Genomic DNA, 18,991 nt, shown 5'->3' on the forward strand with positions numbered 1-18,991 from the left:
TCACGCGACACGCTGGGCCGCCCATCGGCGAGCGGGACGCCGAGCGTCAGCCCCACGCGGCCACGCAGGCGCGCAAGGAAAAGGCAAGCGTCGGATCGATGTACTCGCGCGGCAGTTGCCGACCTTGCGTTCTTGACGGGGTTGGAGCACACGGGCGCGAGACGGGCCAGCGCAACCGCGCGCCGTGCACTGCGCGCGCATACGCAGTCTGCCTCGTCGCATCCAACGAATGCCTGATGCGGGGTTTTAGTGCTTGTCGCTCTCCGGATACCAGTAGATGCGCTTGCGCTTGCCCACGCCCGCGATATTGATCTTCTGAGCACCTAGTGCCGAGGTGGCGTCGCCACCTCCGGCTCCGGTCTGGTTACCGCCACCGAGCAAAACCGGCACAACGGTAGCTGTCGTGCCGCTGCCAATCGATACCATGCCGAATACCGGCGAAGGCGGAAAACCGCCGCCATCCAGGATAATCGAACGTTGTGGGTTTTGGCCTGATGCCGTAAGGAAGCTGAAGGAATAACTCCGGGCGATGCCGAGATTGGGGTAGCACATGCCCGCCTGAGGCACTGCTGGTGTATTTGTGCCAACGGTGGTATTTCCGGCCACGGTGAGCGGTGCATTCACTGCTTTCTCGCCGGGATTGCTGAGCGTAATGTAGAAGCCCGAACCGGTACCGTCGTACTTGGCAGTGGTGCTCGTATTGTTGACGAGGAGCGCCTCTGTGATGGGAGTCCAGGCGGCCGGCATGCCGCTTAAGTTGGTATCCTTCAGCATGTAGAGGCGATTGACCACGTTGTAAGCAGTCCCCTGCGTGGTCGAGGCCGAGTACAGAGGATGCTCGCGGTCACCCGTTCCGGCCGTAATGGCATCGTAGGTAGCAGTGGAAATGACGTCGGGTGCATAGAAGAACTTGCGCGCGTCATTCGTGTTGGATGCGCCGCCGAGTGCAGCGAGCTTGTTAAGCGTCCAGTTGGCAGGCGCATTGCCCGCGGTGGTTTCAAAGTCGGCTCTCCAGAGATTGCCGCCGACGTCGCCAACGTACAGGCGTTCGATATAACCGTCGCCATTACGGTCGAGCACAGTAACATCCGACGGGATGGCCCGGGTCAGGCCTGCAACCGACAGGCATGTACCGCTCATACCGCTACAGTTAGGCAGCGCGCTCCACACAATGGCACCACTGGCGGCATCGAATGCCACGATGCCGCGCCCCATGCTATCGACGCCCGGCGACGGGTCGCTATCCTCGGCCGAGTCATAGCCCGCGCCCATCACGACCAACGGGTTGGCGTAGCCGCGCACGCGCATGATGCGCGGCTGGGACCAGGTCTGGCCGAGTTCGGGAATATCAGCATTGGAGCGTTTCCACAGGAAGCGCGGATTGACGGGATCGGTCACATCGATTGCATAGATCAGCCGCCCGCCGCGGCGTGCCGTCAGGTAAATGACCACGCGAGGATTGGCCGCGTCGCGCAAGTCCTGCATCACGGTGGTACTTCCGTCGAAGAAGTAATCCCGTGGCGCCGGAGCGGGAGTGATACCGGCAGGCGTGGTCGAGAGCTTCACCTCCGGAGAGTTGGTGTAGAGACGGCTGAGCTTGCCAAGGAACTCCGGTGCGATGAAGCCCCATAGCTCGCCGCCCGGCCTCACGCTGCCAATGCCCTGCGTTTGGTTTCCGTTGATCGCGTGGAACACGCCATCGTTGGTGCCGTAGAACACCACGACTCCCTTGCTGCCGCCATAGTTGATGACAGCCGGCCGGGAATGCAGTACGTCTGCGTGGATCGAACTGCGCACGGTCACCGACCCGCCGGGACCCGGCTCCGCTTCGGTGCCGGCCAGACTGGTGGAATCCGAAGCGGCGACGTCCTGGCCGCGTACCCAGGCGATAAGCTTAGGCAATTCGGTGGCGGTGATGGTGGCCGCGCCGCTGGTCCCCGAGTTGATAATGGCAAGGCCGCCGGTGGCGCTCGCGTCCTTCAGCCACGCATTGGAACTATCGAATGACGGCATCGCCCCGTTAGTCGGGCAACTACCCGCGCCATTGCAGGTTATCAGTTGCCGGCCGGTCTGGCTGGTCAGCAACTGTGCGCGCAGCATCTCGCCCGCGCCTCCTTTCTCCACAACCTCCCCATCAGGGAAATCAAGTCCCCACCCGACACTGGACGGGCTGTTCTGCCAGTATCCTGTAGCAGGCCAATTACTGACCGCGCTGGCCCCATAACCGGCCGCGCCGAAGGAAAGCGGCGGCTCCGTCGTCCAGAAGCCGACAGCGTTCGGAGAGATGAAGCCCGTCGATGCGTTGCTGATGGCAGCGTTGCCCTTGGCATCCTGCAGTACGATGTTGCCGCCGGTGTCATAGCCGATCTGATACTGCTTGAGATTGCCTTGCCACCGCGGTGCTGCGGTGGCATCCGGGCGGAACATACCCACATAGACCTGGTTGAGGAACTGACCTTGGGCATTGACGGAGGCCGGAAGGCTGACCGAGGCAAACACGCTATTGATGGCCTGCACCTCGTTGAAGATTTGCAGCAAGGCCGACGTCAGCCCATTGACGTCACCGAGCTGGACCACATATGTCTTGCCGCCGCCATTGGTCGCCATGCTGCTCGCGAACTGGACATAGTCAGGGTTTTTGCTATCGGTCACCGCGATCGTGTAGGTCACGATGTTCTGACGGTTGGCCATGTTGCCCTGGACGTCGGTCTGGTACATGAAGCGAGCCCATTCGTCGCCCCAATTACTCTGGTATTTGTTGTTGGGAGCGGGAATGACAATTTGCTGTTGCTGAGCTGCAGTCGCGCCTGCTGCAACCAAGGCATCGGTGGCAACCTGGCCTGTATCTTGCGGCTTGCCGTTGTTCACGGCGTTAGCGATATAGATGACAAAATTGCGCTGACACGGATTGTCTATGGGCGAGGTGTACTTGGTGCCGGACAAGCCAGTCTGGCCGGCATAGTAAGCCCACGACTCCTGCATACCACCGCCGACCTGCGAATTATTGGAGTTGTCGGCCTGACGGTCGATTGTCTTCACATAGGTCAGGAAGCTGTCGACCCCGCTACTGTCCATCACCGGCAACTTATAGGGAGCCGCCGACGGGAACTTGAACTTGCCGCCGTTGTTGCTCCCGGAGCCGAACATCATCACGCCGAGATTGAGGTTACCCAGCAGTGAGGGGCTGGTCTTGATCGACGACACCGCGTTGTAGAGCGCGCACTGCTCGGCACCGACGTCCTTGCCTGCATTATTGCTGGAGACGACCCCCGATGTGGAGCAGGTGAAGCTGGCCGACGCATCCCAGGTCGATGCATTGTCGAGCAGGATCAGCACATTGGGCTTGCCGGCCAGGGGCTGCAAACCAGTGTACAGATCGATGTCCTCCGCTTTTGCCTGGTGCAAGGCGGACAGCGCGAGTAACGCGGCGATGGCAATGCGCGAGGCGGCGTGTTCAGCGAATTGACGCATTGTGGGTCCTGAGGTCAGGGGGTGAGGCAATCGAAATCTGGGTTGACAGCAAGCTTACGGGCATGCCGTGCCGACAGGCACGCGCACTGAGATGCCTTGGTGCAAGGTGGTGCTGGCGGCTGTGGCGGCGCTATCGCTGACGCTGGCCTTTATGTCCCATTGCGTGGCGTTGCACAGTGAATTTCCGCCACCGCCTCCGGATGCCGTCAAGATGCCGGTGTCCTGGTTACCATTGCCAACGAAACAGGAGACGTCGTCGGCATTGGACGTATCGAGGTCCGCATTCCTTACCGGCTTGCTGGTCTGGCACACCGGCGCGGCGACCTGCGCCGTATAGTCAGCGCTACCGTCGCCGTTCACATCGACCGGGACGCTAGCAGCGGCTGCCGCCGGGTTGGCGGTGAAGTCCTTGCTAATGACTTGCTCGATGCCTTGCTGCGCGGCATTCTGCGCCTCCACCCCGTGCTGCTGATTAGCGGCGACCTTCACATTGACGACACTGGAGCTGACCAACGATATCGTCATCAGCAAGAAGATAACAAGGAAAATTAGCGTAACAATCAGAGTGGCGCCGGACTGCCGGCGCTGTGCGATTAGCATGACTTACTCCCGGCGGCCAGCCACATTGGCCAGCCTTGCCACCCGGGCGTAGACATGGCGCTTGTAGCCGTCGTTGAACGGGCCACTGACCGTGGGCCGTCCGAGATCATAGGTGCGGCTGTCTGCCCAGCCGAGCGAGGTCCGCCGCGTGCGGGCAAGGACCTGAATGCGTACAGAAGTGACGTTCTGCCAGTTAGTGAGGGCAGTTGCCCAGTCGTATGCAGGTACCGAGGTGCAAATGGCGCTGTTGTTCACACCAGGGTCGCCGACGTAGCAGTCGGCGGAGCCGTTGCTGTCGAGATCCACGCCGTAGGACAAGTGCATATCCTGAATGCCTTGCGCCACCGAGCTGACCTGGAAGGCTCCGCCGGACAATTCCGCCATTTTCAGCGTCGGTACGCCGTCGCCAGCGCCGGAACACACATCGCAAGCTGCAAGATAAAAGATACGGACTACAGCCGCGCGCAACTCCGCGGTAATAGCCGGGTCACATGCCTTGGTGCGCATGGTGAAGGCCGGAGCGCTGGCACCGAACACGAACGATGTAGCGTCGTTGGAACAGTACGATACCTGCATATAAGGTTGCCCGACGGTGGCCGCCGCCGCGGGCGTCGTCGACACGCGCCTTATCACAAGTATTTCCGATGCCGGAGCCAAGTTCGGCAGGCATGGGGCCACAGTACCCGGTGCGTAGCCCTGAAGGCCGACAGGCACCGTCCCCGGTGAGTTGACGAAACCCAGCGCGCCCGGCGATGTAGCGCACAGCGCGGGGCTTGCCACGGTTGCGCCACTGGCTACGCTGGCGGCGCCGAAAAAACCGGCAAGCTCGACTTCACGACCCACGATGTCTACCACATAGCGCCCGTTTTCCACCTGCTCGGCACTATTGGAGAACTCTGAGCGCGACCGCGTGGTGGAATAATACAGACTCCCCAGGGCAGTCAAGAGCAGTAGCCCAAGTGTCATTCCGACCATTAACTCGATCAGCGACATGCCGCCCTGCCGGAGGCGCTTCGCAATCGCGGTGCGCTGCCGATTCACGAGAGAACTCCAATGCGTACCTGAATGCTTACCGCACGGCGATAGCTGTCATTGCCGAATTGTCCGTTGCCGCACGGCAGCGTCGGCGCGGTCGTCTTTGCAAGGCCCTGCCAGGCTACCGTGATGCGGTAGATCTGGTTTGTAGCATCAAGGGCTTCGATACAACCGATTGCACCAATCATGGCACCTACCGTCGCTCCGCCATTGCTCTCCGCGCTGCCAAGCAATGCTGCCCCCCAAGCTGCCAGGTCGGTACTTGTGATGGATTGCTGTGCAGCGGTGCCGACTGTGCAAGTTGGAGCGGGAACGGTGGCGCTGCCCGCCTTGGTAATGGTGGCGCCACTGGCATAGCAGGCTGCAGCCTGGCGGTTAGCATTGAGTCGGGCGGCCATGTCCTGAAGCAATGTCAGCGCCTGCACGCGCTGATAAGATTCCATTTCCGATTGGCTGGAGCGGGCAATCAGGCCTGCGGTACCCAGCAGCGCCACGAGCAGGATGACGACCGAGATCAAAACCTCGATCAGGGTGGCGCCGCGCTGCGCCGACTGGCGCAAGCGCTTACACGCATGGGGTGAGCGCGAGTTCATGTACATGTTCCGGATACCAGAGCGACGCGGCCGGTTCCGCTTACCTGCACGCAGATCGTCGTGGCTGCCTGAGGTGATACCGACGGCGCCACCTGGAACGTCAGGCTGCCGGCAGTGGGCCTCCCGTCGTTACCGACCGATAGGGAGTTGCCCGCGCTGCTAGTGATCGAAATGCCGTCATATGGACCGAAACTGCGCACCTTTTCGGTGCCGGCGGCCACGGCCCAACCCCCGGCCCAGGCGCCGGAGGCGGCCATGGTGACACTGCTGTTGCGCTTGACTGCCTCGCTGCGCGTCAATGTCAGCGCGGCGGAAAGATCCAGCGAGGCGTTGCGTGCGCGTTGTGTCACGATCAGGCTCGAGAACGATGGGGCCGCAGCAAACGCGATGATGGCAAGCACCGTCAACGCTACCAGCAGCTCTATTAGCGTGAATCCGCGATCCGCGACGGCGCTGGCTATATTCGATGCATGAGTATTTCGCATGGGCTATTTCCAGCAATTCGAACCCGTTCCGGAGACGCTCTTGTCCCCGGTATTCGACAGCGTCAACGTTCCACATGCCGCGTCGTTCGTGGCTTGGGTGCCCTGAGGGGCCGCCGTCAGGGAATATCCGAGTGGCGGGCCTGCGACCGCAGTGACCGTGATCTGGTAGCTGGGGGAAACTGTGCTGGGAAGACTGGCATAGCCGAGTGCGGCCAGGCTGGTGGCATAGGCCCGGTTGTCCACCAGGAAGCGCTCCTGCATGCTGGCGACTTCCAGCAGGAACGACTCCGCCGCTGCGCGATGGGAGCGCACAACGAATTGGATATAGGAGGGATAGGCAATGGCGGCAAGGATGCCAATAATTGCCACGGTGATCATCAACTCGATGAGTGTAAAGCCACCCCTGAGCCGAGCCTGGCGACCCAAGCCGCCGCACCCCGTGACTACCCCCAACTCCCGAAATAGCCGATGTTCTCGGCCATATCGCACCGCCGGGCTTCTGTGGCCCATGCTCGCGCTCCTTATCTTTTTTGCCCCGGATGACCCAGTTCCGGAGACGCTACGCGGCGAGTGTAGTCGCGAATCCACTCATGGTCAAAGGACTCTCGTTTTCTTGGCTCATCGAGCGTTGCACAGGATCCACTGCAGGGCGCGACTTGCCCTCGCGTACCCTAAAGCGCTTTGCATCTTTGGCGACTTTCGAGGGACGAAAAGTATTGTGCACCCAACAAATCACAATTCATGGGTCGCAGGATCTTTAATGCCGTACGTCAAGCCTTTCGTGAAGGGAAATAAGAATTATTTCGTGAATTCCGGAGCAATCTGCGCAGCAGCCGCCTGGCCGGCCATGCGTTTCGTTACGCCAAAGTCGGAGGCTCAGCAGGGCCCACAATGCGCCATCACAAGGAGACACCCCATCGAACTAAGATTCCAATGCAGATCGATCCGATAAAACGGGATACCCCCGATCCCGGGTTCACTATTTATTACAAATGAGCGGGATTGCGACCGATATACTCCCGCGAAGGTCCCCAGAAAAAGAGTTATGAAATCCATTTTGTTGTTGCTGATCGCCTGTGGCGCTTTGCTTAGCGGCTGCGCCGTGCTTCCTTACGACGATGGCTACGGCGGTGGCCAAGGCAATGGCTGCCCTCCCGGTCAAGCCAAGAAAGGGAATTGCCGGGTTGACCAGTATGGGAACGAGTCCTTCTGCCCGCCTGGGCAGGCGAAGAAGGGCCGCTGCTGATTTGAGCGCGCGGCGATCACATCGGCCTCCTTTGGCGCGCTTTGCGCGGCAGGCGCTGCATATCGACCGTCGGCTGTGCCAGCGCGTCGATTTGCTCGCACGGCCACATGCGCCCGGTGTCGCGCATCACAGATGTGCGTTTGTCTTGCTGCCGGTCCAACCTCTTGTCGATTAGTCCGTTGCAGCCTATCAAGAAGAGATGACTCGGAATCCCTATGTAACGGCCCCGAGTCGGGCCACGAGACTACCAGTCGGCGAGTTCGCCATGTTCTGTCCTACTCGACTTCGCCGTCGTCGGTGTCTGCGTCAGCCGCGTGCCGCTCGTGGTCCATCGCCGCGGCAGCCAGCGCCGCCGCGTGCGCCGGGGCCGCCTCTTTGCGCTCGCTGTAGCGGTCGGTCAGGTAATCGGACCGGTCCCGGACCAGCAGCGTGAACTTGTACAGTTCCTCCATCACATCGACCACACGGTCGTAGTAGGAAGAGGGCTTCATCCGGCCGGACGTGTCGAACTCCTGGTATGCCTTGGCCACCGACGACTGGTTCGGGATCGTCACCATCCGCATCCAGCGGCCCAGCACGCGCAGGGCGTTGACCGCATTGAAGGATTGCGATCCACCGCAGACCTGCATCACCGCCAGCGTGCGGCCCTGCGTCGGCCGGATGCCGGCGTGTTCCAGCGGCAGCCAGTCGATCTGGTTCTTGAAAACCGCCGTCAGTGTGCCGTGGCGCTCAGGGCTGCACCAGACCTGACCTTCGGACCATTCGGATAGCTTGCGCAGCTCCATAACCTTCGGATGGTCGGCGGGCACGCTGTCGGTCACCGGCAGGCCATGGGGGTCGAATACACGCGTCTCCGCGCCGAAATGCTGCAGGATGCGTTGCGCTTCCAGCGTCAGCAGCCGGCTGTAGGACGTCTCGCGCAGCGAGCCGTAGAGCAGCAGGATGCGAGGCGGGTGCGTGCTGACACGCGCTGGCTCGAGCTTCTGCAGGTCAGGCGTGTCGAGCACTGACGGCACGACATTGGGCAATGCAACCGTCATCGCGTGACCCTCTGACCCTGTGCGTCGATGACGACCTCGCCATCCTCCTTGGTGAACGGACCCTGCTGCGGCGACGGCAGAATGTCGAGCACGAGCTCCGACGGCCTGCATAGCCGGACGCCGCGCTCTGTCAAGACGAACGGCCAGTTGATCAGGATCGGATGCGCGAGCATCGCGTCGAGCAACTGATCGTCGGTCAATGCGGGATCGGCAAGGCCCAGTTCCGCGTACGGCGTCCCTTTTTCGCGAATCGCTTCACGCACGGTCAGGCCGGCTTGCGCGATCATCTGCTGCAACTTTGCACGCGAGGGCGGTGTCACCAGATACTCGATGACTTCGGGCTCGATGCCTGCATTGCGGATCATTGCTAGCGTGTTGCGCGACGTGCCGCATTCAGGATTGTGGTAGATCGTGACAGACATTGTGTTTCCTTGGTGGGCCTCGGCCCTGTATTACTTGCCAGTTCCCGTATCAATCATCGCGCGTCGCGTGCTGGCCAGACGCCTCGATGACGTTCGGATGCCCGGGCGCGTCTGGACGTGGCAGCAAGGCGGTATGGACCAGCAGCCCGATACCGGCGCCGATCAGTTCCGCGAACATGAATCCGGGCACGCTTGTCGGTGCAATGCCCGCAAAACTTTCACTGAACATCCGTCCGAAGGCGGCTGCCGGATTGGCAAAGGAAGTCGAAGCCGTGAACCAGTAAGCCGCGCCGATGTAGCTGGCTACCATGGCCGGGGCCCGCCCGTCCGGTGCGCGCAGGATGACCAGGATCAGCCCGGCCGTCGCCACGGCCTCCGCGATCCATTGGCCTGGCCCACTGCGGAGCTTGGAAGAAAGCTGAAGGATGCTGACGTCGAACATGGCATGTGCCAGCCAGGCACCCAATACCGCGCCGGTCAACTGCGCGACGATGTACGGAACCAAGGCAGATCTCGGCAATTCAGCCCGGAGCGCCATCACGATGCTGACCGCCGGATTGAAATGTGCACCGCTGACTGGGCCGAACACCTCGATGAGGACGTAAAGTCCACCGACCGTGGCCAGTGTGTTGGCCAACAGCGCAACGGCAACGTTCCCGCCAGCCAACCGCTCGGCCATGATGCCTGATCCGATTACCACCGCAAGCAGCAACGCCGTACCGATGAGTTCCCCGGCGATCTGGCGTGGCAGATCAATCTTCGTCATAAACTAGCTCCGCGCGAGACGCTGCAGGGTCTCTTGCAACTCCGCGTCGGTCATCTCATCGATTGGCAGCAGCAGCAACTGCAGCATCCGGTAGGCGATGGCCTGCCGCGTCAGTTCGAACGCGAGCCGCTTCTTCTCGTCTCCCCCTTGCGTATTCGACGGATCCGGATAGCCCCAGTGCACCTTGACCGGGCTGCCGGGCCAATAGGGGCATTCCTCCTCGGCGGCGCTATCGCAGACAGTAATGACAACGCGCATCTTGGGCGCGCCTTCGGCGACGAACTCGTCCCAGTTCTTGCTGCGGAAGTCGCTTACGTCGACCCCGGCTTCGCGTAGCACGTCGATGGCGAACGGGTTGGTGCGGCCGCTTGGCGAACTGCCAGCGCTGTAGGCGCGCATGTCGCGGCCAAATTGCTTCGCAAGATGGTTCAGCATGCCTTCGCCGAGCACGCTGCGTGCGGAATTGTGGGTACAGAGAATCAGGACGTTCGTAGTCATGGGGGCAGCAAAAAAGTTAGGGGTCGGGCGAGAGAGACGCTGTCAGCTCGTTCCGATGTCCCGCACGGCCTTCTGGAGCGCGACGGCGTCCAGCTTCGGCAAGGGCAGCGACAGGAACAGTTCGATGCGACGCTTCAGCGTGATGGTGGCGTCGTTGATGGCCTGCTGCTTTTGTGCATCGGTACCTTCGCATGCCGCGGGATCGGGCACGCCCCAGTGCGCGGACATCGGCTGGCCGGGCCATATCGGGCACAGCTCTCCGGCGGCCTTGTCACACACGGTGAAAACGAAATCGAGTTGCGGGGCGCCATCTTGCGAGAACTCATCCCAGCTTTTGCTGCGGAGCCCCGCTGTATCCAGTCCATGGCGCGCCAGTGCCGCCAGCGCGAAGGGATTGACCACGCCTGTCGGGTGACTGCCGGCGGAATAGGCGCGAAAGCGGCCCTTGCCCAGATGGTTCATCAGCCCTTCAGAGAGGATCGACCTTGCCGAATTGCCGGTACCGATGAACAGCAGGTTGTAGATCTTTTCGCTCATGGTTGGCCCTTAGCAGCAAGAAGGTTTGGACGTGACCGCGATACCGACGGGCTTTCCCTTCGGGGCTCGCGGGGCGCAGCATGCGGATTGCGCCGACGCGGCCTCGACCTGCCGGGACTCCCCGTACACCGGCACGCTGCCAAGCGTGTGGAAGTGTTCCCATGCGATGCCTTGCGGATCGGTGAGCCAATACTTGTCGCTGCGGGCATAGCAGCAGCTCGTCTCGCCTTCGTCGAGTCGCGCCATGTCGGCAGCCTCGGCACGCGACTTCAGCTCCGACAGTTCGGCGGCGCCGTCGGTCTGGAATCCCAGGTGGTCCACACCGGGCTGCGCACCGCGCGCGGAAATGGCGAAGTTCACGCGCGGGTCTTCGAGCATCCATTTCGCGTAGTCGTCCTTGACGACGCTTGGCTCGGCGGCAAACAGCGCGGAGTAATAACGGATGCTGGCCGACAGATCGGCCACGCTTACGTGAACGTGGAAGCGCTTCATGATCAGGACTCCGAGGTAACGGAACAGCCGGTGAGCGGCGAGCACAGATTCCCGCCGCAGCAGTTCTCTGTGAGATAGCCAATCAAACCATTCATGGTCTCGAAGCGAGCCATGTAGATGATGGATCGGCCGTCCTGGCGGCTGGCGAGCAGGCCGGCCCGGTGCAGTTCCTTCAGATGGAAGGACAGCGACGACGCCGGCATATCCATGAGTTCGGCGATGCGACCAGCGGGCAGGCCCTCTGGTCCGGCCTGCACGAGCAGGCGGAACACGGCCAGGCGGACGGCGTGAGCGAGCGCGGCAAGCGCGCCAAGTGCGGCATCTGTTTCCATTATTCGAATGTAGTCGAATAATGGAAACCGTGCAAGCTTTGCTACTGCTTGAGAAGACCGATCGGGGCTCACGCTAGGTCAGCGCGGCACCCGTATCGGCAGAAACTGCAGAGCGCTGCACTTCGCTTCGAACGGCGGTAACCAACTGACCTTCGGTCATCCCTCGGCTGCCCATCGACGGACTGAAACTGGCCGGCAAACGACCGCTAGCCGGCCAACCCTCTACAGGGCGAGCTGGAGGCCGCGCGCCAGGCCCTCGCGGCTGCCCAGGCGCGTCAGGAGGAAGGTACGCGTCAGCTCGCAGCGCTCGAGCGGCAACTGCAGGAGCTACGTACCCAATTCTCGACCGAGTTGGAGCACACCCGCGAGCAGGTCGCCGTGGCCCAGGAGCGGGCCAGCGCCACCGAACGCCGTGCGCTGCGCGAGATCGACCAGGAACGCACACTGCGCCAGAAGGGCGAGCAGGCGGCGGCGGACCTGCGCACAGAACTGGCGGCCGGGCAGGCGAGGGCGCAAGACGCCGCCGTGGCCAGTGCTGCAGGCCGAGCGCGACACGCTCGGCGAGCAACTGGCGCAGACCCAGCAGGCGCTCGGACAAGGGCAGGCGGCACAGGACGGGCTGCGGGCCGAACTGGAAGCGGCGTTGCGGCGCGCCGAGCGCGCCCAGGCCGAAGCCACCGCGGCGCGCCGCCTGGTGCCGGCCCGGCGTCGGGCGCCGGTGGCGCGCACCAAGTTCAGGCCGGGGCCGGCTTGAGGACGGCCCCCGGAAGGGGTCGGATGGCATTTATCCACCGCGCACGGGGACAAGCCTGTGGACAAGCCGAGCGGCGGCCGAGTGCCGACGGCGTCAACGGAATTGATTAAAATTTAAGCAAAGAGAGCGGGCCACGCCTTCCCGGCGACGCCACGCCGGATCGCTCGCCTCCCTACATCTGTTCACCAACACCATGTCGATTGAAATCGAGCGCGCCGAAGCAATTACCTGGATCCGCATCCAGATGGCCCAGCACGGCCTGACCCTGGCCCAGCTGCAGGCGGCCGGCTGTTTTACGGAGCCGCCACCGGCGACGGTGCCTGGGGCGGTGCGCTATCGCAACGCGCACGGGCAGGGCTGGGACGGCCAAGGTGCCATGCCGGACTGGCTGCAGCGGGCGGTCAATGCGGGGCAGAGCGTGGAGCATTTCCGGGTAACCGCTACGAAGCAATAGCTGACCACTGCCGCAGAGCCAAAAACCAGAGAAGGGCCCCGGGCAGAAGCTTCGCCGGCAGCACGCACTGCTAGAATCGTGCGAGGTTCTAATAGGAGGCGCTGCTGCAGAGGCCAAGGTGCCGCAGCATCTGCCGCGGGAAGCCATGACGTCGGTTGTTTAGTGCCGGTAACCCGCTGAAAGCGCCCCGGCTTTGCACGGATGATCAGCTTGGCCTCAGCAAGGCAAGCGCGGGATCTTTCAGCCACAGCGTGACGGGTCCAGGATGCTCGAGATGCCGGACTGATGCAGCGTGGCCAAAATCAACGGCTGTAGAGATGAGAGAATGAATCGAAGGCACTTCATATTGAACGGCCCCCGCAAAGCGGGGCGAGGAATACAGCGCGCGGGCCATCTGCACAACAACTGCGTGGACCATTTGCGATGACGCGCAAACGAGTCACAACCCAGGTCCCGGAGGTGGTAGTGCCACAGGGGCCCGTGGTGAATGCCGACGCGCTTGCCGGGGACATCCGGCGCCTCATTAGCGAAGCCCGTGCGGGGCTTGCCGTCACGGTCAACGCGACATTGACGATGCTGTACTGGCGGGTCGGCCAGCGTATCCGCTCGGAAGTACTGGGCGGGGAGCGTGCCGAATACGGCGAGCAGATCGTCGTTTCTCTGTCGCGGCAGTTGGAGGCGGAGCATGGTCGTGGCTTCAGCGCCAAGAATTTGCGGCATATGCTGCGCCTCGCCGAGGCTTTTCCGTGCGAGGACATTGTCTACGCACTGAGTAGACAATTGAGTTGGACCCACCTCCGCAGCCTGATTTACATAGATGACCCACTCAAACGCGAGTTCTACCTTGAGATGTGCCGCAACGAGGGCTGGAGCACTCGCACTCTCCAAGACCGCCTGGACTCGATGCTGTTTGAGCGCACCGCATTGTCCCGCAAGTCGGATGAGCTTTTAGCGGCCGCCGACAAAGGACAGATGGAACTCTACCTGCGCTGGCTCGCCAAGCATGAGCAGGAGCCTGGGGAAGCGCCGCCGCTAGGCATCATCCTCTGCTCTGGCAAGAAACGCGAGCACATCGAGTTGTTGGAGCTGGACCAGACTGGCATTCATGTCGCTGAATATTTGACCGAACTGCCGCCCCGGCAACTGCTGGAGCAGAAGCTCCATGAGGCCGTTGCCCTGTCGAAGGCTAGGCTCGCGAATCGCGCCGACGACACAGGCGACGAGCTCGAGGCGGATGCGCACTGACCCACAGACCGGGTTACTTGGTTTGAACGGACTCAGGTTGAGGGCATGGATCTGTTGGCCATCGCTATCATTGAGGGGTCACCCTCTTTCGGCTCGATCATGAAAACTCTGTTTCTTGTGCGGCATGCCAAATCGAGTCGCGATGACCCGTCCTTGCCCGATCGGCAGCGTCCGTTGGACGATCGCGGCCGCCGTGACGCGTCCAAGATGGGCAAGCGCCTGGCTGATCGCGGGGTGGAGCCCGATCTGCTCGTGTCGAGCCCGGCGTTGCGTGCGCTGACCACGGCACAACTCATCGCCGACAAGATTGGCTACAAGCGCAAGGACATCGTCGTCGATGAACGCATCTACGCCAGCAGCCCGGACAAGTTGCTTGCCGTGATCTGCGCACTCGACAACGGGCTAGACCGCGTGATGCTCGTCGGCCACAATCCAGAGTTCACCGACCTCGCGCACCGGCTATCGAGCACAATCATCGACATGCCCACTTGCGCCGTCGTCGAGTTCCACTTCGATGCAAAAGCGTGGGCGGATGTCGCGGAGACCGGCTCGGCGAGGGTGAGGATGGACGCTCCGAATAGATAGTTCAGACTTCGTCGCTTCGGCCGGTGGGCTTGCGAACCGTCGCATATTGCACTGGAATCAAAGCTACCCCATCTTGGGCGCGCGCAAGACGCGCACTTCAACCGTGTGTGCCAGGCGAGGGAAGCCGACGAGACCTTCCAGCCTCTCTGTTACGCCGGGCCCGAGGACGTCGAATACGACGAGTCGGCAGAAAGGTCCCGAAGTCGTACGGCGTTGATTGGGCGCGAGAATTCGTAAGGAAGGCTTGGCGCAGGCGAGAAGCGAACGACACGCAAGAGACAAGGTCTCACCGTCCATGGGATAAGGAAGCGTCTGCACGTGCAGTGACTTCAATGAAGGAGAACGAATTGGCCCCAGAGCAAGTGGTTGAACCCGTTGTCGCGAGCAATGCGACGGACGGACTTGGTCAGATGGAGCTTCCCATCGCTGAGGCGATGCGCGACGCGGATCCCGTCATTGGTGAAGCCAGTGATGCATGCGTCGGTAGTGGCAGCGTTGACACTCAGACCCGACGTTTGGACTTCTGGTCCACAAGCCAGGATAGCGGCCCGACGGCGACCGTGTCATATCGGCGCCGGCGGCCTTACACAGCCCCGGACGCTTCAACGGAAGACGTGGCACCGGAAGAATCGATGGAAGCCACCGCCTCGGAAGCGACCACTGAAGCCGTGGCCGAAGCTCCGGTTGAAGTCCTGGCCACGGACGAACCGACGGAAGCTGCCGCCCAGGACGAACTGGCCGAAACGGCCGCCCCGGTAGCACCGCTTTACGCCCCAGCTCCGGAAGCTGCGCCGGAAGAGACGTGGGCCCCGAAGCGCGGTCGGAAGCCGAAAGCGCTCACCAAAACTGCCGCTGCGGAAGCTGCGCCGGAAGAGACGCGGGCCCCGAAGCGCGGTCGGAAGCCGAAAGCGCTCACCGAAACCGCCGCTCCGGAAGCTGCGCCGGAAGAGAGGCGGACCCCGAAGCGCGGTCGGAAGCCGAAAATCCTAGCTGAAGTTGCCGCTCCGGAAGTCACGACTCAAGAGACCCCAACCCGGAAGCGCGGGCCGAAGCAGATTGCACTGCCTGGAGTGGAGGCTGCCCCGGAAGCGCCGACTCAGAAGACGCAAACCCGGAAGCCGCGACAGGAGCAAAAAGCGCCTACCGCAACTCAAAGCCCGTCCAAATCCTCACTGCTCGCTCAACTGGCATCTGTCAATGCGCAACTTGAGCAGTTGCGAGCCACGGAAGTGCCAAAGGTCGTGGAGGAAATCCAGCAGTTGATGCAGGATTACGACCTCAGCATTGAGGACATTGCGGGCAAGCCCAGTGTTGAGCCCGCTGCCCGCGCTGTGCCGACCAAGACGAAGGCCGCGCCGCCTCCGAGGTACCGCAACCCCAAGACGGGCCAGACCTGGTCGGGGCGCGGTAGGGCTCCCGCGTGGATTGGCAAGAAGCCCGAGCGTTTCCTAATCGATCTCTTGTACTGAACGACAGGTTGGCGGGCGCGGCCGGTCCGCCCCTATTCTGCCTAGCAAACTCGGCAGGCCGGAAGTTCGGCGGCCACTGCGTAGGAAGACCAAGGGGAAGAGCCGGGCAACGAGCCGGGGGCAGCGGCGCTGCCTAACAATCAGGACGAAGGCAACGACAGCAGTGACGGCAGCGATGACAGCAAAGACTGAGCGGGCTGACGCGATCCRCTGGATCCAGACGCAGATGGACGACTACGGGCTCACCCTCGAAGAGCTCGACGCGGCGGGGTGCTTCGCGCCGCCACCGCCCGCACCACCGGCGCCGGTGGTTTGCTATCGCAACGCGGAAGGGCTCAACTGGGACGGGCAGGGCGAGATGCCCTCGTGGCTCAAGCGCGCGGTCAATGCGGGGCAGAGCGTTGAGTTTTTCCGGGTTGGATAGGGGCGCCGATGCATTCGGCCCGCTGTCCAACGGCGATGTGACCAGGGCTAACCGACACAACCCACGACGACCCATTTATGAAAGTACGCGTTTTTACCCTGTTGTGGCTCGCCGCCATGGCGAGCGGCGGTATGCTGCCACCCACGCAGGCACACGCCGGCGTGTTCGACGATGAGCAGGCGCGCAAAACGGTCATCAACCTGCGCGACCAGTTCAACAGTTTCCAGGCGACGGCTACCCAGCGCATTGAGCAGAACAGCCGCACCACACTCGACCTGCAGAACCAGCTCGAAGGCCTACGCCAGGAAGTCGCGCGACTACGCGGCCAGAACGAAGTGCTGCAGAACACGGTGGCGACGCTGCAGAAGCAGCAGAAAGACTATTACGCCGACCTGGATGCGCGCCTGAAGAAGTTCGAGCCGCAGCACGCTTCGGTCGAAGACCACCAAGGCACGTCGCAGCCGGGCGAGAAGCCCGAATACGACGCCGCGCTCAAGCATTTCCAGACGGGCGATTTCAAGAGCGCCGGGAATTCGTTCTCGTCGTTTATCAAGAAGTATCCGCAGAGCCCGTACCTGCCGCTGGCGCAGTACTGGCTCGGCAACTCGCTCTACGCGCAGCGCGACTACAAGGGGTCCACCTGGGTGCTGCAGAAAATGATCCATGCCAACCCGACGCATCCCAAGGTGCCGGACGCCATGATCGCGGTGGCCAATAGTCAGCTCGAGTCCGGCCAGAAGGATGCCGCGCGCAAGACTCTGGAACAGGTGGTGGCCAAGTATCCAGGTACCGAAGGCGCGCGTGCGGCGAGCAACCGGTTGAAGACGCTGAAGTAAGTGCGGGTCAGTTCGCGCCGGCCGTTGAGGCCGGCGCCCGGAAGGTGGTGCCCTGGTAGTGGCGGTCGCCCTTGGTCTGCAGGAAATAGCACTTCTTATCACTATGGCGACAATTTCCGGAAAACCTGTACGCCGGGACTTCCGCCCCGGCGACCGGCTTAGATGCGCGTGATGGGCAATCCGCCGGTAACGGCCGCGATCACGCTGTCGGACAGCACATTAACCGTCATTTGCACGCCCACGATGGGGTCATCGTGGTGCTGCGCGACCCCCTGCGCCTTCGCCCAGGCGAACCCGCATCATGTCGGGGTAGTGTCGATGGATCAGGTCCCAGTCGATGGACTGGCGGCACAAGCGCTCGATATGTTCATATCTGCGACACCGATCCGCTTTGTATAGCACCAGATCTTTGATATTGCGCATGCGCGGCATCAGGTTGATGCCCAGCAGATAGGACAGACCAAACACTGGGCCGCTCTGCGCCTGGGTGTCGCCGTGAATGGTATCCGGCTGGATCTCAGAGCCATTTCTGATGAGCCCGTCCAGGATGTACACCGCCTCATGCACGCCGCACGGAATGAAGTTGCTGAAGAGCGCGATATACATGTCGGAGACATGATAGTAGCCAATTCCGCCGTATCCGCCATAGCGGATGTGATACTCCGACAGCAGATTCTGCTCATAGAGGTTCCACTTCGTTCCATCCGCGGAAGCGATTACCTGGCCGACTACTTCGACCCCTTTGCCATGGAATTCGTCAGGACGATCCGCAATGCCCTGCCAGGCAACGGAGCCAGCTATGCGCACTGGGCCTATCTGTTTGCCGTGGGGGCGCTGGTAATGAGCGTGTTCGACAGCCGCATCGAGCGTATCTCCGGTGGCGAGGTCAAGGCAGGCGACGTGCGACGGAAGTCCGAGTACCTGGTGACTTTCATCGCGGCGGGGATTCGCGCCGGTACAGGGCCGAAGTCGTCGACGCGTTGGAGGTAGTCGAGGCTTGGCCGGGATTCGCAAAAAATCCGCCGCATCTCCGCTAAGCTGCTGATTTGAATGCGAAATCGATTGATGGATCGAGTGGCGGTACGCGCCGCTGCAAGTCGAGCAGGTAATCTCCGAACCGGTTGATATGCTCGCGGCGGTACGGCGACAGGGCCTTGAGCATTTCGGCGTTCACCGGGTGCCCGCGTTCCTGCAAATCCTTGAGCTTGCGCGACATCCACTGAACGTTGTGGAGGATGACCATGTTGGCGACCTAACTCCTTGGCAAGCTCGAGGAGTTCATTGTCTACTTGGACAACAACCGGCACTTCATCGTGAACTACGGTGACCGCTATCGACATGGCGAGCCCATTGCCTCAGGTTTTGTCGAGTCAGCCGTCAACCAGGTGGTCAGCAAGCGGTTCGTCAAACGGCAGAACCGCCACTGAACAGGCCACCGCTACTTCAGTGTGCCTCTCCCCTCCAGCACAAAGCGACAATGCGGCCATCCATCACCGCAACATGGAACATATCTGGAAGCAATGATGCGTTGTCCATCAGGCCACATTCGTGTAGTACCCCGTGGTAATCGTGGGCAGGTCCGTCCGCAGTAGTGGCGGAGCGAATCTGTAAGGCTCGAATCATTGCTGCTCTGGCGTCCGACGAAGAAACTTATCCGTAATGTATTTACTTAATAGATGTTGAGCACACGATACCGCAACGTAGTTT

General features: G+C 61.9%; 21 protein-coding genes and 5 pseudogenes. 11 read left to right on the plus strand and 15 right to left on the minus strand.

Features of this window, described 5'->3' with window-relative positions:
- Nucleotides 1-246: 246 nt before the first annotated feature.
- From AB4Z48_RS37480 to AB4Z48_RS37505, 6 genes are read right to left on the minus strand one after another with little or no spacing between them, the layout of a single operon-like run.
- Entirely contained in the window at nucleotides 247-3,471 is a 3,225-nt protein-coding gene (locus AB4Z48_RS37480; RefSeq protein ID WP_441623479.1) for a pilus assembly protein, read from the minus strand.
- A 54-nt stretch (nucleotides 3,472-3,525) separates the two neighbouring features.
- Entirely contained in the window at nucleotides 3,526-4,071 is a 546-nt protein-coding gene (locus AB4Z48_RS37485) for a PilX N-terminal domain-containing pilus assembly protein (RefSeq protein WP_441623481.1), read from the minus strand.
- A gap of 3 nt (nucleotides 4,072-4,074) precedes the next feature.
- Nucleotides 4,075-5,112: a PilW family protein gene (locus AB4Z48_RS37490; protein ID WP_441623483.1), complete on the minus strand. Its 1,038-nt coding sequence runs from the start codon at nucleotides 5,110-5,112 to the stop codon at nucleotides 4,075-4,077.
- The gene (gene pilV, locus AB4Z48_RS37495) at nucleotides 5,109-5,699 is read right to left on the minus strand and encodes a type IV pilus modification protein PilV (RefSeq protein WP_441623485.1); all 591 of its coding nucleotides are present in this window, start codon (nucleotides 5,697-5,699) and stop codon (nucleotides 5,109-5,111) included. Before pilV ends, AB4Z48_RS37490 begins: the two co-directional genes overlap by 4 nt.
- Nucleotides 5,696-6,184: a GspH/FimT family pseudopilin gene (locus AB4Z48_RS37500; RefSeq protein ID WP_441623487.1), complete on the minus strand. Its 489-nt coding sequence runs from the start codon at nucleotides 6,182-6,184 to the stop codon at nucleotides 5,696-5,698. Before AB4Z48_RS37500 ends, pilV begins: the two co-directional genes overlap by 4 nt.
- 3 nt (nucleotides 6,185-6,187) lie before the next feature.
- The gene (locus tag AB4Z48_RS37505; RefSeq protein ID WP_441623538.1) at nucleotides 6,188-6,610 is read right to left on the minus strand and encodes a type IV pilin protein; all 423 of its coding nucleotides are present in this window, start codon (nucleotides 6,608-6,610) and stop codon (nucleotides 6,188-6,190) included.
- A 340-nt stretch (nucleotides 6,611-6,950) separates the two neighbouring features.
- On the opposite strand from AB4Z48_RS37505, the pseudogene AB4Z48_RS37510 reads away from it, so the two are divergent.
- Together AB4Z48_RS37510 and AB4Z48_RS37515 are read left to right on the plus strand one after the other, a co-directional pair.
- A pseudogene (locus AB4Z48_RS37510) lies at nucleotides 6,951-7,067 on the plus strand (IS110 family transposase); the annotation flags it as partial.
- A 162-nt stretch (nucleotides 7,068-7,229) separates the two neighbouring features.
- Nucleotides 7,230-7,430: a hypothetical protein gene (locus tag AB4Z48_RS37515; protein ID WP_441623489.1), complete on the plus strand. Its 201-nt coding sequence runs from the start codon at nucleotides 7,230-7,232 to the stop codon at nucleotides 7,428-7,430.
- Nucleotides 7,431-7,705: 275 nt separating this feature from the next.
- Here AB4Z48_RS37515 and arsH read toward each other — a convergent pair whose 3' ends face one another.
- The 7 genes from arsH to AB4Z48_RS37550 are packed head-to-tail and all read right to left on the minus strand — an operon-like array spanning nucleotide 7,706 to nucleotide 11,517.
- On the minus strand, nucleotides 7,706-8,470 hold the full coding sequence (arsH, locus tag AB4Z48_RS37520; RefSeq protein ID WP_441623491.1) for an arsenical resistance protein ArsH: 765 nt from the start codon (nucleotides 8,468-8,470) through the stop codon (nucleotides 7,706-7,708).
- On the minus strand, nucleotides 8,467-8,892 hold the full coding sequence (arsC, locus tag AB4Z48_RS37525; RefSeq protein ID WP_441623493.1) for an arsenate reductase (glutaredoxin): 426 nt from the start codon (nucleotides 8,890-8,892) through the stop codon (nucleotides 8,467-8,469). Before arsC ends, arsH begins: the two co-directional genes overlap by 4 nt.
- A gap of 49 nt (nucleotides 8,893-8,941) precedes the next feature.
- Nucleotides 8,942-9,658, minus strand: a complete 717-nt coding sequence (locus tag AB4Z48_RS37530; RefSeq protein WP_441623495.1) for an aquaporin — start codon at nucleotides 9,656-9,658, stop codon at nucleotides 8,942-8,944.
- Nucleotides 9,659-9,661: 3 nt separating this feature from the next.
- Entirely contained in the window at nucleotides 9,662-10,156 is a 495-nt protein-coding gene (locus AB4Z48_RS37535) for an arsenate reductase ArsC (RefSeq protein WP_441623497.1), read from the minus strand.
- A 42-nt stretch (nucleotides 10,157-10,198) separates the two neighbouring features.
- Entirely contained in the window at nucleotides 10,199-10,693 is a 495-nt protein-coding gene (locus AB4Z48_RS37540; RefSeq protein ID WP_441623499.1) for an arsenate reductase ArsC, read from the minus strand.
- Between the two features lie 9 nt (nucleotides 10,694-10,702).
- Nucleotides 10,703-11,185 (minus strand): ArsI/CadI family heavy metal resistance metalloenzyme, encoded by a 483-nt coding sequence (locus tag AB4Z48_RS37545; protein WP_441623501.1) that lies wholly within the window; start codon nucleotides 11,183-11,185, stop codon nucleotides 10,703-10,705.
- Between the two features lie 2 nt (nucleotides 11,186-11,187).
- The gene (locus AB4Z48_RS37550; protein ID WP_441623503.1) at nucleotides 11,188-11,517 is read right to left on the minus strand and encodes an ArsR/SmtB family transcription factor; all 330 of its coding nucleotides are present in this window, start codon (nucleotides 11,515-11,517) and stop codon (nucleotides 11,188-11,190) included.
- Between the two features lie 532 nt (nucleotides 11,518-12,049).
- Between AB4Z48_RS37550 and AB4Z48_RS37555 the strand changes: the two genes are divergently transcribed.
- From AB4Z48_RS37555 to ybgF, 7 genes are all read left to right on the plus strand, one after another.
- Nucleotides 12,050-12,271: a hypothetical protein gene (locus AB4Z48_RS37555; RefSeq protein ID WP_441623505.1), complete on the plus strand. Its 222-nt coding sequence runs from the start codon at nucleotides 12,050-12,052 to the stop codon at nucleotides 12,269-12,271.
- A gap of 193 nt (nucleotides 12,272-12,464) precedes the next feature.
- Nucleotides 12,465-12,725 carry an H-NS histone family protein gene (locus AB4Z48_RS37560; RefSeq protein WP_441623507.1) on the plus strand — a complete coding sequence of 87 codons (261 nt, stop codon included), beginning with the start codon at nucleotides 12,465-12,467 and terminating at the stop codon, nucleotides 12,723-12,725.
- Nucleotides 12,726-13,148: 423 nt separating this feature from the next.
- Entirely contained in the window at nucleotides 13,149-13,970 is an 822-nt protein-coding gene (locus AB4Z48_RS37565; RefSeq protein WP_441623509.1) for a PDDEXK nuclease domain-containing protein, read from the plus strand.
- A gap of 45 nt (nucleotides 13,971-14,015) precedes the next feature.
- Entirely contained in the window at nucleotides 14,016-14,555 is a 540-nt protein-coding gene (locus AB4Z48_RS37570; RefSeq protein WP_441623511.1) for a SixA phosphatase family protein, read from the plus strand.
- A 332-nt stretch (nucleotides 14,556-14,887) separates the two neighbouring features.
- Nucleotides 14,888-16,024, plus strand: coding sequence for an H-NS family nucleoid-associated regulatory protein (locus AB4Z48_RS37575; protein WP_441623513.1), 1,137 nt, complete (start codon nucleotides 14,888-14,890; stop codon nucleotides 16,022-16,024).
- A 175-nt stretch (nucleotides 16,025-16,199) separates the two neighbouring features.
- Nucleotides 16,200-16,448: an H-NS family nucleoid-associated regulatory protein gene (locus AB4Z48_RS37580; RefSeq protein ID WP_441623515.1), complete on the plus strand. Its 249-nt coding sequence runs from the start codon at nucleotides 16,200-16,202 to the stop codon at nucleotides 16,446-16,448.
- Nucleotides 16,449-16,525: 77 nt separating this feature from the next.
- Nucleotides 16,526-17,284, plus strand: a complete 759-nt coding sequence (gene ybgF / locus AB4Z48_RS37585; RefSeq protein ID WP_441623516.1) for a tol-pal system protein YbgF — start codon at nucleotides 16,526-16,528, stop codon at nucleotides 17,282-17,284.
- A 285-nt stretch (nucleotides 17,285-17,569) separates the two neighbouring features.
- On the opposite strand, the pseudogene AB4Z48_RS37590 reads toward ybgF, so the two are convergent.
- Nucleotides 17,570-17,998: pseudogene (locus AB4Z48_RS37590) on the minus strand (Tn3 family transposase); the annotation flags it as partial.
- 6 nt (nucleotides 17,999-18,004) lie between these two features.
- On the opposite strand from AB4Z48_RS37590, the pseudogene AB4Z48_RS37595 reads away from it, so the two are divergent.
- Nucleotides 18,005-18,274, plus strand: a pseudogene (locus tag AB4Z48_RS37595) (TetR/AcrR family transcriptional regulator); the annotation flags it as partial.
- 43 nt (nucleotides 18,275-18,317) lie between these two features.
- Here the strand turns inward: AB4Z48_RS37595 and AB4Z48_RS37600 are convergent.
- Nucleotides 18,318-18,536: pseudogene (locus tag AB4Z48_RS37600) on the minus strand (Tn3 family transposase); the annotation flags it as partial.
- Nucleotides 18,537-18,540: 4 nt separating this feature from the next.
- On the opposite strand from AB4Z48_RS37600, the pseudogene AB4Z48_RS37605 reads away from it, so the two are divergent.
- Nucleotides 18,541-18,699, plus strand: a pseudogene (locus tag AB4Z48_RS37605) (ISKra4-like element ISBte1 family transposase); the annotation flags it as partial.
- Nucleotides 18,700-18,991 lie beyond the last annotated feature (292 nt).

This window comes from Cupriavidus sp. 2TAF22, assembly GCF_052115045.1.
In the GTDB taxonomy this organism is placed as follows: domain Bacteria; phylum Pseudomonadota; class Gammaproteobacteria; order Burkholderiales; family Burkholderiaceae; genus Cupriavidus.